The sequence below is a fragment of the Streptomyces sp. NPDC005004 genome (assembly GCF_053600675.1).
In genome coordinates, this window is sequence record NZ_JBSGAH010000008.1 from 1 (window position 1) to 13,899 (window position 13,899).

Annotated in this window: 11 protein-coding genes and 1 rRNA gene; 7 read left to right on the forward strand and 5 right to left on the reverse strand. The window is 72.6% G+C overall.

Going from position 1 to position 13,899, the window contains the following annotated elements:
- Positions 1–72: ribosomal RNA gene (gene rrf / locus ACWEEU_RS13045) — 5S ribosomal RNA — on the forward strand; the annotation flags it as partial.
- 126 nt (positions 73–198) lie between these two features.
- Here rrf and ACWEEU_RS13050 read toward each other — a convergent pair.
- Genes ACWEEU_RS13050 through ACWEEU_RS13070 form a run of 5 tightly spaced genes read right to left on the reverse strand, consistent with a single transcriptional unit; the run spans position 199 to position 5,782 of the window.
- Complete coding sequence (locus ACWEEU_RS13050) at positions 199–1,509, reverse strand: DUF58 domain-containing protein (protein ID WP_451731599.1); 1,311 nt, start codon at positions 1,507–1,509, stop codon at positions 199–201.
- Positions 1,509–2,501 carry an AAA family ATPase gene (locus ACWEEU_RS13055; RefSeq protein ID WP_451731601.1) on the reverse strand — a complete coding sequence of 331 codons (993 nt, stop codon included), beginning with the start codon at positions 2,499–2,501 and terminating at the stop codon, positions 1,509–1,511. The genes ACWEEU_RS13050 and ACWEEU_RS13055 overlap by 1 nt, the downstream gene beginning before the upstream one ends.
- The gene (locus ACWEEU_RS13060; RefSeq protein ID WP_451731604.1) at positions 2,498–3,700 is read right to left on the reverse strand and encodes a DUF4350 domain-containing protein; all 1,203 of its coding nucleotides are present in this window, start codon (positions 3,698–3,700) and stop codon (positions 2,498–2,500) included. The genes ACWEEU_RS13055 and ACWEEU_RS13060 overlap by 4 nt, the downstream gene beginning before the upstream one ends.
- The gene (locus ACWEEU_RS13065) at positions 3,697–4,458 is read right to left on the reverse strand and encodes a DUF4129 domain-containing protein (protein ID WP_451731606.1); all 762 of its coding nucleotides are present in this window, start codon (positions 4,456–4,458) and stop codon (positions 3,697–3,699) included. The genes ACWEEU_RS13060 and ACWEEU_RS13065 overlap by 4 nt, the downstream gene beginning before the upstream one ends.
- A 4-nt stretch (positions 4,459–4,462) precedes the next feature.
- Positions 4,463–5,782, reverse strand: a complete 1,320-nt coding sequence (locus tag ACWEEU_RS13070) for a hypothetical protein (RefSeq protein WP_451731609.1) — start codon at positions 5,780–5,782, stop codon at positions 4,463–4,465.
- A gap of 137 nt (positions 5,783–5,919) precedes the next feature.
- Between ACWEEU_RS13070 and mtnA the strand changes: the two genes are divergently transcribed.
- The 6 genes from mtnA to hpf all read left to right on the forward strand — a co-directional run bounded on the left by mtnA (position 5,920) and on the right by hpf (position 13,825).
- Entirely contained in the window at positions 5,920–7,062 is a 1,143-nt protein-coding gene (gene mtnA / locus ACWEEU_RS13075) for an S-methyl-5-thioribose-1-phosphate isomerase (protein WP_385743723.1), read from the forward strand.
- 129 nt (positions 7,063–7,191) lie between these two features.
- Positions 7,192–7,881, forward strand: coding sequence for a two-component system response regulator MtrA (gene mtrA / locus ACWEEU_RS13080; RefSeq protein ID WP_190045392.1), 690 nt, complete (start codon positions 7,192–7,194; stop codon positions 7,879–7,881).
- A 1-nt stretch (position 7,882) separates the two neighbouring features.
- The gene (mtrB, locus tag ACWEEU_RS13085; protein WP_385743725.1) at positions 7,883–9,853 is read left to right on the forward strand and encodes an MtrAB system histidine kinase MtrB; all 1,971 of its coding nucleotides are present in this window, start codon (positions 7,883–7,885) and stop codon (positions 9,851–9,853) included.
- On the forward strand, positions 9,854–11,680 hold the full coding sequence (locus ACWEEU_RS13090) for an LpqB family beta-propeller domain-containing protein (RefSeq protein WP_451731613.1): 1,827 nt from the start codon (positions 9,854–9,856) through the stop codon (positions 11,678–11,680). It begins immediately after the preceding gene.
- Positions 11,681–12,352: 672 nt separating this feature from the next.
- Positions 12,353–12,814, forward strand: a complete 462-nt coding sequence (locus ACWEEU_RS13095) for a ComF family protein (protein WP_451731616.1) — start codon at positions 12,353–12,355, stop codon at positions 12,812–12,814.
- A gap of 315 nt (positions 12,815–13,129) precedes the next feature.
- On the forward strand, positions 13,130–13,825 hold the full coding sequence (gene hpf / locus ACWEEU_RS13100; protein WP_451732101.1) for a ribosome hibernation-promoting factor, HPF/YfiA family: 696 nt from the start codon (positions 13,130–13,132) through the stop codon (positions 13,823–13,825).
- Positions 13,826–13,899: the final 74 nt, after the last annotated feature.

Below are 13,899 nucleotides of genomic sequence, written 5' to 3' on the forward strand. Positions count from 1 at the left end.
CCGGAAGCTAAGCCTCACAGCGCCGATGGTACTGCAAGGGGGACCTTGTGGGAGAGTAGGACGCCGCCGAACAAATTTTAAGAAAACCCCCGCACCAATGGTGCGGGGGTTTTCTGCGTTCCGGGACATTCTTCCGGACCCTTTTGCAGGCCCTTTCTCCTCCGAAGAGGAGAGGGGAAGGGACACGGGAACGCACGGTCAAAGTCGGCCGGCCGCTTTCAGCGCGAGATATGCGTCCGCGACCGCAGTCGCCAGCTCGTCCGGTGTCGCGTCCACCACCGTCACGCCGTGGCGCCGCAGTCGATCCGCTGTCCGCGCGCGCTCACGCTGAGCCTGGGCCGCCGCCGCAGCCTCGTACACGGCGTCGACGTCGCCCCGTGCCTGAGCCATCGCCGCGATGTGCGGGTCGGCCACCGAAGCCACGAGAACCGTGTGGCGGCTCGTCAGCTGGGGGAGTACCGGCAGTAGGCCCTCCTCCACCGGGGCCGCGTCGAGCGTGGTGAAGAGGACGACGAGGGAACGGCGAGAAGCCGTACGCAGGACCGTGGCGGCGAGGCCGCGGGCGTCGGTCTCCACGAGCTCCGGTTCGAGGGAGGCCAACGCGTTCACCAGCGAGGGCAGGACGTCGCCCGCGGACTTCGCCTGGACGAGAGCGCGTACCCGGCGGTCGTAGGCCAGCAGGTCCACGCGGTCGCCCGCGCGGGAGGCCAGGGCGCCCAGAAGGAGCGCGGCGTCGAGGGACGCGTCGAGGCGCGGTGCGTCGCCCACGCGGCCGGCCGAGGTGCGTCCGGTGTCCAGGACGAGCAGGATGCGGCGGTCGCGCTCGGGGCGCCAGGTGCGTACGGCCACGGAGGACTGGCGGGCGGTGGCGCGCCAGTCGATCGAGCGGGTGTCGTCACCGGGGACGTACTCGCGGAGGCTGTCGAATTCGGTGCCCTCACCGCGTGTCAGGACGCTTGTACGACCGTCTAGTTCACGCAATCGAGCGAGTTTGGACGGGAGGTGCTTTCGGCTGGTGAACGGGGGCAGAACCCGTAGTGTCCAGGGGATTCGATGGGTGCCCTGGCGCGAGAAGAGCCCGAGGGGGCCGTAGGAACGGATGGTCACCCGGTCTGTCTGTCGGTCGCCGCGGCGGGTGGGGCGCAGCCGGGTCGTCACGCGGCGGCGTTCGCCGGGCGGGACGGTCAGGCGGTGCCGGGAGCTGTCCAGTTCGGTGCCTGGTTGCCAACTGCTGGGCGGCCAGGCGTCCCGCAGACGAGCGCGCAGCAGACGGCGGGACGGGTTGGTGACGGTGAGTGTGACATCGGCGGCGTCGCCGAGACGCACGGAGGTGTCGCCGGAGCGAGTGAGGAGGAGGCGTCGCACGGGTGCGGCGAGAGCGAAGTCGCAGGCACAGGCCAGGGCCAGGGAGCCGTTGACCGCGAGGAGCCCGGTCCAACTGGGCTCCAGGACACCGACGGGCACGGAACCCAGGGCCGCGATCAGGGCGGCGCGTCCGGTGAGCGGCATCAGCGGGGCACCGGGACGTGTGCGAGGACGGAGTTGATGACGGAGTCGGCGGTCACGCCCTCCATCTCGGCCTCGGGCCGGAGTTGGACGCGGTGGCGCAGGGCGGGCAGGGCGAGGGCCTTCACGTCGTCGGGGATGACGTAGTCACGGCCTGTCAGCCACGCCCAGGCGCGTGCCGCCGCGATCAGGGCGGTCGCGCCGCGCGGGGAGACGCCCAGGGTGAGGGAGGGGGACTCGCGGGTGGCACGGCAGATGTCCACCACGTAGGCGGTGATCTCGGGGGAGACGGTGGTCTTGGCGACGGCGGCGCGGGCCGCTTCGAGGTCGGCGGGACCGGCGACGGGGCGTACACCGGCGGCACGCAGGTCACGGGGGTTGAAGCCGGACGCGTGGCGGGTGAGGACGTCGATCTCGTCCTGCCGTGAGGGCAGAGGGATCGTCAGCTTCAGGAGGAAGCGGTCCAGTTGGGCCTCGGGGAGCGGATAGGTGCCCTCGTACTCCACCGGGTTCTGGGTGGCCGCGACGAGGAACGGCTCGGGGAGCGGGCGGGGCGTGCCGTCGACCGTGACCTGACGTTCCTCCATTGCTTCCAGGAGGGAGGACTGGGTCTTGGGCGGGGTGCGGTTGATCTCGTCCGCGAGGAGGAGGTTGGTGAAGACGGGGCCGGGCTGGAAGGAGAACGCGGCGGTGCGGGCGTCGTAGACCAGGGAGCCGGTGACGTCGCTCGGCATCAGGTCGGGGGTGAACTGGACGCGCTTGGTGTCGAGTTCGAGGGCCGAGGCGAGCGCGCGCACGAGGAGTGTCTTGGCGACGCCGGGGACGCCTTCGAGGAGGACGTGTCCACGGCAGAGGAGGGCGACGACCAGCCCGGTGACGGCGGGGTCCTGGCCGACCACGGCTTTGGCGATCTCGGCGCGCAGGGCTTCGAGGGAGGCTCGGGCGGTGTCCGCGTCCCCGGTGTTTCCGGCGTTGTCGGTGGTCGGGTCCGTCATGGACGGCGTACCTCTCTTTCGAGGGCGTCGAGTCGGTCGGTGAGGGCGACGAGAGCCGCGTCGTCGGTGGGTGGCGGTCCGAAGAGGAGGGATTGCGGGGCGGGTTGGCCGTCGCCGTCCGCCAGGTGGGCGGAGAGGGCCGGGAGCAGGACCTCCGGCGTGTGGGCCTGGGCGGCCGGGACGCCGACGAGCGGGGCGAGGCGGGTGCGGGTCGCGGCGCGCAGGGCGTCGGCGGCGCGGTCGCGGGCGTCGGCCTTGCGGTAGAGGCGGGCGCGTCCTTCGGTGGTCTCGGAGGCGCGGATCGCGACGGGGATGTTCTCCGGGACGAGCGGGCCGAAGCGCCGTCCCCGCCAGAGTGCGGCGAGGAGTGCGGCGACGAACAGTTGCAGGGTGCCCCAGAGCCAGCCCGAGGGGAGCAGGTCGAAGAGGCTCTTGCGGTCCTGGGTGTCGGTGAGGGACGAGTCGTCGAGCGAGGGGAGGTACCAGACCAGATGGGGCCGGGATCCGAGGAGTTGCAGGGCGAGCGAGGCGTTGCCCTGCTGGTCGAGACGCTTGTTCAGGAGGATGTCGGGCGCGCCGAGGACGACGGTGTCGCCGTTGTGGGAGCCGGTCGGCAGGCGGAGCAGCGTCGCGAGGCGTTCGCTGGGGTAGCAGGTGTCCGCGCCGGGGACGGACGTGGTGTAGCGGATGCCGCCGGTGTCGGCGCTGCCCGCGCGCCGGGCCTCGGGGAGGGAGCAGCCGGGGGCGAGGGTGGAGTGGTCGCTGGTGGCGGGGTCCGCGCCGACGCCGGGGGCGAGCCGGTCGATGGACCAGGGGCCGGGGGCGACGAGGACCGTGCGGCCGCCGGAGGACTGGGTGGCCGTGTAGAGCAGTCCCTGCTGACGCAGGCTCAGCAGGTCGGGTGCGGCGACGAGGAGGGTGGTGCCGGGGCCGGCCGCGGCGCGGGCGGCGGCGGGCGTGGTGACCACGCGGGTGGAGACCCCGTGGTCGGCGAGGAGTTCGGCGACGGCACGGCTGCCGTAGGGGTCGGCGGAGCGGGGGTCCAGTTCGCCGTGGACCGAGTGGGAGCGGATGGCGGCCATGGCGATCGCGCCGGTCAGGATCAGCAGGAGGGCGATCAGGAGGCCCCGTCCGCGGGTCCACGTCTGGCGGGCGGTGAGGGAGGCCGACGTGGGCGACGGCATGGCCTCGGCGGTCATCCGGCGTCCCCCTGGTGGGCGGCGTGGTCCGCGAGGACGGGGCGGGCGCGCTGGATGTCGAGGTCGAGCGCGCTCAGGCGCCGGTACGTCTCCTCGCTCGCGCTGCGACCGCCGTATGTGACGTCGTCGAAGTCCCGGGCCGCCGAGCGCAGCCGGTCGGCGTGGTCGGGCAGGGCGCGTCCGGCCTCCGCGGCCGCTTCGTCGGCGGTGCGGCCGGGGCGGGCGTCGAGTAGGGCCCGTTCCTCCAGGGCGCGGACGACGGCTCGTACGCGCTCCTGGACGGCCTGGTTCCAGTGGCCCTGGGCGGCGTGTGCCTCGGCGGTGGCGCGGTGGTCTGCGGCGGTGCGAGGGCGTTCGCCGAAGAGGGGTGAGGCGGAGGTGGGGGTGCGGTGGGGTGTGCCGAGCCGCCACCACAGGGCGGCCAGCAGGGCGACGACGCACAGCACCACGACGACGAGCCCCAGTGTGCCGCCCGGGGTCGCGGTGGCGGCGCGGCCGAACAGCCGGTCCAGCCAGTCCCAGAAGGCGTCCAGGGCCCGCTGGAGCAGGCTGGGGTCGTTCTCGTGGTACATCGGCTTGGACAGTTCGCGCCGGGCCGCCTCCCGCGCGGGATCGCGCGGGACGGTGACCGGTGGTCCGTCGCCGGAGCGACCGAGTGCCAGGGCCGGGTGTGCCGCGCGCAGCAGGAGGCGGGCGGCCGACGCGGTGGCGGTGTGCAGGGCGGGCACCGCCGTGAGAACTCCCCCCGTCAGGCTCACCGCATCAGCCTCCCGGTACGGGAGCGGGCCCGGTGCCGTGGTCCTGGACTCCGGCGGCGCGGGCCAGTTCGAGGTCGAGGGCCTCGCGGCGGATGCGCTGGTCGATGTAGAGCAGGACGGTGATGCCCGCGTTCAACGGGATGACGATCGTGGAGGCGATCACCGAGCCGATACCGGAGATGATCAGGAACGACCAGCTCAGGTGCTGGTGTCCGGCGCCGAGCTGGTCCAGCAGGCTGCCGCTGTTCACGACGAACGCGACGACGAGGAAGGGGATCGTCAGGATCGAGGAGACGATGTAGCTGATGACCGAGGCGAGTGCCTGGATGCCGGCGATGCGCCACCAGGAGCCGTTCACGAGTTTCGCGGAACGGCCCATCGACTTCAGGACGCTCTGCCGTTCCAGCATGAGCGCGGAGGGGGCCAGCGAGTAGCGCACCATCAGCCACACGACGACCAGGAAGGCGCCGAGGAGGCCAAGGAAGAGCGCGATCGCCATGGCGGCGCCCGAGCCGTCGGTCTCGCCGATCAGGACGCCGGGGGCGATGCCGACCGCGAACACACCGACGCAGATGGCGGACAGCACCAGAAGCAGTCCGAGCAGTCGGAGCAACCGGGGCCGGGCCTGGCGCCAGGCTTCCCCGGCGGTGACAGGCCGGCCGAGTACCGCTTGGCTGGTCACGGTCGTCAGCATGCCGGTCGCGAAGATCGAACTGAGCAGGAGGACGGCGGCCACGATCAGGCTGCCGAGTACGTCACGGCCGAGTGTGCGACCCAGTTCGCTCGCGGTGAGGGTGGGGTCGGCGAAGGTGGCGGTGTCGTTGAGGACGAACCCCCGCAGGAGGAGCACGGCCACCTGGGAGACGACGGCGACCGTCAGGGAGATGCCGAGGACCGTGCGCCAGTAGGTGCGCATGGTCGAGACGGCGCCGTCGAGTATCTCGCCGACGCCCAGCGGGCGCAGCGGGATGATGCCGGGCTTGGCCGCGGGCGGAGGACCGCTCCAGCCGCCTCCCCAGCCGCCGTGGGTGCCGTAGCCGCCGCCCTGGCCGCTTCCGTATCCGCCGGGGTGCGGGGCGCCCCAGCCCGGCCCGGGCGGGGGAGGCGGGGTGTGGCCCGGCGCCTGCTGTCCGGCCGGAGCGGACCACTGGGCGGGCGGGGGCTGCCCCTGCGCCCACTTCGCGCCCGTGTCCGGCGAAGACGCCTCGGGCTGCTTCGCCCCGGGTTCGGCGGGGGCGGGCTCGGCGGGGCCGGTCGCGCCCGGCTCCCGCCCCTCGGACGACGGGGTCGATCCGGGCGACGCCCAGCCCGGAGTGTCACTCATCGAAGCTCCTTAACGGTGCCCGCGTGATCGCGGCGGCAGGTTGGCAGCCATCGTGCCATGGGGCGGTCGTCGTGTGACCGGCCGAGGTGGAGCCGTACTCCGTCAATTGTCCGCCGGATCCGGGGCAGACTCATCGCATGGCTGATCAGCACGCGCGACCGGGCGAGGACAAGCGGCCGACCGAGATACCCGTGATCCGTTGGGAAGAACCACCCGAAGGACCGGTACTGATCCTTCTCGACCAGACCAGGCTGCCCACCGAAGAGGTGGAGCTGGTGTGCACCGACGCCTCCGCGCTGGTGGAGGCGATCCGTTCGCTGGCCGTGCGCGGGGCGCCCGTGCTTGGCATCGCGGGGGCTTACGGCGTCGCGCTCGCCGCCGCGCGCGGTTTCGACGTGGACGAGGCCGCGCAAGCGCTGGTGGACGCTCGGCCGACGGCGGTGAACCTGTCCGTGGGAGTGGACCGGGCCCTGACCGCGTACCGGGCGGCGCTCGCCGTCAGCGGTGACCCGACCGTGGCGACGACGGCGGCCCTGGACGCGGCGCGGGCGCTGCACCAGGAGGACGCGCGGGCGAGTGCCCGGATGGCCGCGCACGGGCTGGCGCTGCTGGACGAGCTGCTGCCGGGCGGTGGACACCGCGTCCTGACCCACTGCAACTCCGGCGCGCTGGTGTCGGGCGGGGAAGGCACGGCGTTCGCGGTGGCGCTGGCCGCGCACCGGGCGGGACAGTTGCGCCGGCTGTGGGTGGACGAGACACGCCCGCTGCTCCAGGGCGCCCGCCTCACCGCGTACGAGGCGGCGCGCAGCGGGATGGCGTACACGCTGCTCACGGACAACGCGGCCGGTTCGCTGTTCGCGGCGGGTGAGGTGGACGCCGTGCTGATCGGCGCGGACCGGATCGCGGCGGACGGCTCGGTGGCCAACAAGGTCGGCAGTTATCCGCTCGCGGTGCTGGCGCGCTACCACCACGTGCCGTTCATCGTCGTGGCCCCGCTGACCACGGTCGACCCCGCGACTCCGGACGGCGCCTCCATCGAGGTGGAGCAGCGCCCGGGGTACGAGGTGACCGAGTTCAGCGTGCCGCAGGTGCCGGTGGCGGGACCGGGCGGCGGCGTCCCCGTGGCACCGCTGGGCACGCAGGCGTACAACCCGGCCTTCGACATCACTCCACCGGAACTTGTGACGGCGATCGTCACCGAGGAGGGCACCGTTTCTCCGGTGACGGCGGAGTCGCTGGCCAGGCTGTACGCGAAGTCGGAGCGGCAACCGGTCCGGTGAGTCAACCCTGTCGGCGTCGTCGGCGTCGTTCTCGAGGGGACCGGGGCAGACAGTGACGCCCCGGTACGACTATCGTCACAGGCCAGTGAGCTGCCTCACCTGCGCCTCTGTCGTCGTTACGAGAATGGGATGATGTCGTTTATGAAGGGACGAGTCCTTGTCGTCGACGACGACACCGCACTGGCCGAGATGCTCGGCATCGTGCTGCGTGGTGAAGGTTTTGAGCCGTCTTTCGTAGCCGACGGGGACAAGGCGCTGGCCGCTTTCCGGGAGTCCAAGCCGGACCTGGTGCTGCTGGACCTGATGCTGCCCGGACGGGACGGCATCGAGGTCTGCCGGCTGATCCGGGCGGAGTCCGGGGTGCCGATCGTGATGCTCACGGCGAAGAGCGACACCGTCGACGTGGTCGTCGGTCTGGAGTCCGGTGCCGACGACTACATCGTGAAGCCGTTCAAGCCGAAGGAGCTGGTCGCCCGTATCCGGGCGCGGCTGCGGAGGTCGGAGGAGCCGGCGCCGGAGCAGCTCACCATCGGTGACCTGGTGATCGACGTGGCCGGGCACTCCGTGAAGCGCAACGGGCAGTCGATCGCGCTGACCCCGCTGGAGTTCGACCTGCTGGTCGCGCTCGCGCGCAAGCCCTGGCAGGTGTTCACCCGAGAGGTGCTCCTGGAGCAGGTGTGGGGCTACCGTCATGCCGCCGACACCCGTCTGGTCAACGTCCATGTGCAGCGGCTGCGTTCCAAGGTCGAGAAGGACCCGGAGCGTCCGGAGATCGTGGTGACCGTGCGCGGCGTCGGCTACAAGGCCGGACCGAGCTGACGTGTCGGGGGCTTCGCGCCGTGCGCGTCTGCTGCGCGGCGGGCTCCAGCGCAGCCCGTTCGTGCGTCTGTTCATCCGCTGGGTCCGCCGTCCGCTGCTGCCCCTCATGCGGCTGTGGCGACGCAACATCCAGCTCAGGGTCGTCGCCACGACCCTGCTGATGTCGCTCGGCGTCGTCCTGCTGCTCGGCTTCGTCGTCATCGGACAGGTGCGCAACGGCCTGCTGGAAGCGAAGGTGAAGGCGTCCCAGAGCCAGGCCGCCGGCGGCTTCGCCGTGGCACGGCAGCAGGCGGACGAGACCGCCGCGGGCGACACCGGCACCGGTGGCGGGGACGACATCGTCTCCGGCACCGACGGTCAGCCCTCGCAGAACGTCATCCAGTGGATGAGCGATCTCGTGGAGTCGCTCTCCAGCGGTGGCGCGGGTGCCTTCGACGTGGTGACGCTGCCCGTCGGCGACGACACCGGCGGTGGCCGCAGCCCGCGCGGTTCCGGCTACGTCAGCCCGACCGACAGCGTGCCCGCGGCCCTGCGCGAGCGGGTCAACGGCAGTACGACCGCGGCGCAGAGCTACACCCGCATCGTCTACAGCAACGGCAAGGAGTCGCAGCCCGCGCTGGTCATCGGCAAGCAGGTCAACGACCCGAACAGTCACCCCTACGAGCTGTACTACCTCTTCCCGCTCACCCAGGAGGAGAAGTCCCTCAGCCTGGTCAAGGGCACCCTCGCGACCGCCGGACTCTTCGTCGTCGTCCTCCTCGGCGCCATCGCCTGGCTGGTCGTACGGCAGGTCGTCACGCCCGTGCGGATGGCCGCCGGAGTCGCGGAGCGGCTGTCCGCAGGGCGGCTGCAGGAGCGGATGAAGGTCACCGGCGAGGACGACATCGCGCGCCTGGGCGAAGCCTTCAACAAGATGGCGCAGAACCTCCAGCTCAAGATCCAGCAGCTCGAGGACCTCTCGCGGATGCAGCGGCGGTTCGTCTCCGACGTCTCGCACGAGCTGCGCACCCCGCTGACCACCGTCCGCATGGCCGCCGACGTCATCCATGAGGCGCGCGAGGACTTCGACCCGGTGACCGCGCGCTCCGCCGAACTGCTCGCGGACCAGTTGGACCGCTTCGAGTCGTTGCTCGCGGACCTGCTGGAGATCAGCCGCTTCGACGCCGGAGCGGCCGCGCTGGAGGCCGAGCCGATCGACCTGCGCGAGGTCGTACGGCGCGTCGTCGGCGGCGCCGAGCCGCTGGCCGAGCGCAAGGGCACGCGGATACGCGTCAGCGGCGACCAGCAGCCCGTGATCGCCGAGGCGGACGCCCGGCGCGTGGAGCGGGTGCTGCGCAACCTGGTCGTCAACGCCGTCGAGCACGGCGAGGGCAAGGACGTCGTGGTCAAGCTGGCCGCGGCGGGCGGCGCGGTCGCCGTCGCGGTGCGCGACTACGGCGTCGGGCTCAAGCCCGGCGAGGCCACGCGCGTCTTCAGCCGCTTCTGGCGGGCCGACCCGGCACGCGCGCGCACGACCGGCGGCACCGGTCTCGGACTGTCCATCGCCCTGGAGGACGCCCGGCTGCACGGCGGCTGGCTGCAGGCGTGGGGCGAGCCCGGCGGCGGCTCGCAGTTCCGGCTGACGCTGCCCCGCACCGCCGACGAACCGCTGCGCGGCTCACCGATCCCGCTGGAACCCAAGGATTCGCGCCGCAACCGTGAGACCGGCCGCGAGCGCGCCGCGCAGAAGCGGGCCACCGTGCCCGCGCAGGCGACCGAGACGCAGCGGGCGCCGCTGCCGCCGCGCCAGACCGTCGCCACGGCCGACCCGACCGCGCTGCCCGGCAACGGCAACGGCGCGCGGGTGGTGCCCAGGCCCGCGAACGGCGCACGGCGCACCGACGACAGCGCTCCGGGCCCGGCGCCCGAGGCGGAGAACGGCCGTCCGGGGGCGGCCGCGCAGCAGGACCCGTCGAGCCAGGGGAGGCAGTGAGTGGTCGCTGACCGCGAGGGGGGCGCCCGGCGCCGGCCGGGACGCGCGGTGGCGTACGCCGTATGCGGGGTCGTCCTGCTGTCCGGATGCGCCTCGATGCCCGACAGTGGCGATCTGCGCGACGTCGAGTCCACGCCCCGGCAGGACACCGGGGTGCGGGTCTTCGCGGTGCCGCCCGCCCAGGGAGCGTCGTCCAACGCGATCGTGCAGGGCTTCCTGGAGGCCCTGACCAGCGACGATCCGCAGTACGACACGGCCCGCAAGTATCTGACGCCCGCGGCCGCGCGTGTCTGGCGGCCGGAGCGGGCGACCGTGCTCGCCGACGGCCCGAGTGTCACGCAGGCCGGGCCGGAGCAGGCGGGGCACCAGCCGGACACCTACGTCCTGGAGGGCCGCAAGGTCGCCTCGGTCGACGGCGACCACGCGTACAAACCCGCGGCGGGCGCCTACCGCGCCAAGGTGCATCTGTCGAAGGACCCCAAGAGCGGTCAGTGGCGCATCGACGCGCCGCCCACGGGCGTCGTCATGGGCAAGTCCGACTTCCAGCGCAACTACACCTCGGTCGACAAGTACTACTTCGCGACCCACACCCGGGCCGGATCGAACGGCCGGCCGGTCGCGGTCGCCGACCCGGTGTTCGTGCGCAGCAAGGTCGACCCGATGACGGAGATGGTGCGCTCGATCCTGAAGGGCCCGACCTCGTGGCTCGAACCCGTGGCCAGGTCCAGCTTCCCGACAGGGACGGCCCTGCAGCGCGGGGTCTCGGGGCTGGCGCCCGACGACCAGAACCGCCTGGTCGTGCCGCTCAACGCGCAGGCCGAGCGGGTCGGACGGGCCCGCTGCCGCGAGATGGCCACCCAGTTGCTGTTCACCCTGCGGAACCTGGCGCCGACGCTGGAGACGGTCGAGCTGGAGGGGCCCGGCGGGCGACGGCTGTGCGATCTGGACGAGGACGGGGCGGAGAACGTCGCGTGGCGCGCCTCGGCCCAGAGCCCGCAGTACCTCTACTTCCTCGACGGCAAGCACCGGCTGGTGCGGATGCCGACGGGCGCGGGCGGGACCAGCGCGACACCGGTGCCGGGCGCCTTCGGCGAGGGCACCAAGGAGATGCGGTCGGTGGCCGTCTCGCGGGACGACCACACGGTGGCCGGGGTCTCGGCCGACGGCCGGGCGCTGTACGTCACGCCGTTGGCCGCCGCTGGCACGCTCGGGGAGCCCGTGGTCACCAGCATCGGGGCGACCGAGGACGCGCGGCTGACCCGGCCGAGCTGGGACGCGCGCGGCGACCTGTGGGTGGCCGACCTGAACCCGGCCGGACCGCGCCTCTACGTCGTGGACCGGGACACCGGGAAGCCGGCGACCGTGGCGCTGCCCAAGCCGCGCGGCCGGATCACCGATGTGCGGGTGGCCGCCGACGGGGTGCGGGTCGCGCTGGTCGTGGCCTCGAAGGACGACAAGCAGTCACTGCTCATCGGCCGGATCGAGCGCGGGGACGAGGCGGGCGACGCCCCTGCGGTCGTCGGCACGCGTCCGGCCGCGCCCGACATGGAGCTGGTCACGGCGATGACCTGGGCCGGGGACAGCAGGCTCGTCGTGGTCGGCCGCGAGCAGGGCGGTGTGCACCAGATGCGGTACGTCCAGGTGGACGGCTCCACGCTGGAGGGCCCGGTGCCCGCCGCGCTGTCCCGGGTGACGGCGATCGCCGCCGCCGAGGACGAACGGGCGCCGCTGGTCGCCTCCTCGGACGACGGCATCGTCCGGCTCCCCTCGGGGGCGCAGTGGCAGAAGGTGGACAAGGACGGGACGGCGCCGGTCTATCCGGGGTGAGGCGGTCCTACGTCTCCTGAGCGGCCCGGATTCCCTTGGGGATCCGGGCCGCTTTCGTGTCCGGCCGGGGTCTCGTGCGCGCTTCTCACTCGTGCGGGTGAGGACGGTCGGGCAAGGGCGTCGGTTGTCCACAGGGCGCTGTCCACAGGGGTGGCCGGGAGGCCGGAGGCTCGGCACAGTGGAGCCATGCGGGGATGGTGGCGGGACCTCACGGACCTGGTGCTTCCGGCCGACTGTGAGGGCTGCGAGGCGCCGCGCACGGTGCTGTGCCCACGGTGCCGGAGGGCGCTGGGCGGGGCGGCACCGCGCCGGGTGCGGCCGTCGCCCGAGCCGCCCGGGCTGCCGGTGGTGCACGCGGTGGCGCCGTACGCCCGGGAGGTGCGATCGCTCATCCTGGCGCACAAGGAGCGGGGCGCGCTGGCGCTCACGGGAGCCCTGGGCGCGGCCTTGGCGGAGGCCGTGCGCGCGGGGCTGGGGTCGGCGGGAATCGGGTCCGCGGGACTCCGGGCGGGGGGACACGGGCCGACGGGATTGGGACGGGCGAGACAGGGAGGACCGCAGCTCGGGTCGCCGCACGAGGCGGTTCACGGACCGCCGGGCCCGGTGATCCTCGTGCCGCTGCCCTCCGCGCGGGCGGCCGTGCGGGCGCGGGGGCACGATCCGGTGCGGCGGATGGCGCTCGTCGCCGCCGGTCGGCTGCGGCGCGGTGGCACTCCGGCCCGGGTGGCGGCCGTCCTGCGGCAGCGGCGTCCGGTCCTGGACCAGGCGGGCCTCGACGCGCGGGAGCGGCGGGAGAACCTGGCCGGGGCTCTGGAGGTGACGGCGGGCGGGGCGCGGCTGCTCGACGCGGGGCGGGTCGTGCTCGTCGACGACCTGATGACGACGGGCGCGACCCTCGCCGAGGCGGCGCGGGCGCTGCGGGAGGCGGCCGGTTCGCATCGCGGAGAGAGAACGTCCGTGTACCCCGGCGGAACTCGGGAAGGAAGGGGGAAACGAGAGACAGGGGTCCGATCGGAGAGCGGAAACTCGGTGCAGGGTGCACCGGAAAAGACGGCACCGAAGGCCACACGAGTGGCACTCCGGGCGGCGGTGATCGCCGCGCCCCCGGATTCTTTCGAAATAGTCAGGAACTGACCTCCTACCTGTGTCGTTGCAGGTAGCAGGAGCGGAAATTCACCTGAACGGAGGTACGCCGCAGTAGAGGGTGACGACATACGTCCGGGCGAGATATGTTCGGTTGTGAGGAAAGGCGCAGGCCAGACCTCGCTTATCCGAATGCCGCGCCGTGTGATTTCCGCAATCACCCGCGCCGGCGGGATGGAGATCTCGCCCACGGGGGAGGAGGAGGTGGACGTCACCGAGTCCGAAGGTTCCGGGGCCCACCGGGACCTGGTGCAAAAGGGAGATGCTCCGCCGCTGCTGCGGGGCTATCCGGGAACGGAGTTCTGCGTGGACATCGTCGTCAAGGGCCGCAAGACCGAGGTGCCCGATCGGTTCCGCAAGCACGTGGCCGAGAAGCTGAAGCTGGAGAAGATCCAGAAGCTCGACGGCAAGGTGATGAGCCTCGACGTCGAGGTGTCCAAGGAGCCGAACCCCCGCCAGGCCGACCGCTGTGACCGAGTGGAGATCACGCTCCGCTCCCGCGGTCCGGTGATCAGGGCGGAAGCGTCCGCCAGCGACCCGTACGCGGCCCTCGACATGGCCGCGGAGAAGCTGGAGGCAAGGCTGCGCAAGCAGCACGACAAGCGAGTCGTGCGCCGGGGCGCACGACGCATCCCGGCGGCCGAGGTGCCCGACGTGGTGCCGGGCGTGGCGACGCTCTACCCCGACGGCGTTCCGGTTCCGCCCGCGGAGTCCGACGGCGGTGTGCCGACCAGGAAGATCGGCTCGCTGGAGGTCACGGGCGAAGGCCCGCTCGTCGTCCGCGAGAAGACCCACGTCGCCTCTCCCATGACCCTTGACCAGGCTCTCTACGAGATGGAACTGGTCGGCCACGACTTCTACCTGTTCGTCGACTCCGAGACCAAGGAGCCGAGCGTCGTCTACCGGCGACACGCCTACGACTACGGCGTCATCCACCTCAGCACGGACCCGATGGTGGCGGAGGTGCAGCCGCCCGCGGCGGGCGGCACGCTGGGCGGCTGATCCGGCCCGGCGAAGCGGAGCGGGTGCCCCTGGAGCGCGTGTGCGCCCCCAGGGGCACCGGTGTGCGACCACTT

Excerpts from the sequence above, each read along its gene's own strand:
- ACWEEU_RS13050 (WP_451731599.1), bottom strand. The coding sequence starts at position 1,509 with ATGCCGCTCACCGGACGCGCCGCCCTGATCGCGGCCCTGGGTTCCGTG.
- ACWEEU_RS13055 (WP_451731601.1), bottom strand. The coding sequence starts at position 2,501 with ATGACGGACCCGACCACCGACAACGCCGGAAACACCGGGGACGCGGAC.
- ACWEEU_RS13060 (WP_451731604.1), bottom strand. The coding sequence starts at position 3,700 with ATGACCGCCGAGGCCATGCCGTCGCCCACGTCGGCCTCCCTCACCGCC.
- ACWEEU_RS13070 (WP_451731609.1), bottom strand. The coding sequence starts at position 5,782 with ATGAGTGACACTCCGGGCTGGGCGTCGCCCGGATCGACCCCGTCGTCC.
- mtnA (WP_385743723.1), top strand. The coding sequence starts at position 5,920 with ATGGCTGATCAGCACGCGCGACCGGGCGAGGACAAGCGGCCGACCGAG.
- mtrA (WP_190045392.1), top strand. The coding sequence starts at position 7,192 with ATGATGTCGTTTATGAAGGGACGAGTCCTTGTCGTCGACGACGACACC.
- ACWEEU_RS13095 (WP_451731616.1), top strand. The coding sequence starts at position 12,353 with ATGGCGCTCGTCGCCGCCGGTCGGCTGCGGCGCGGTGGCACTCCGGCC.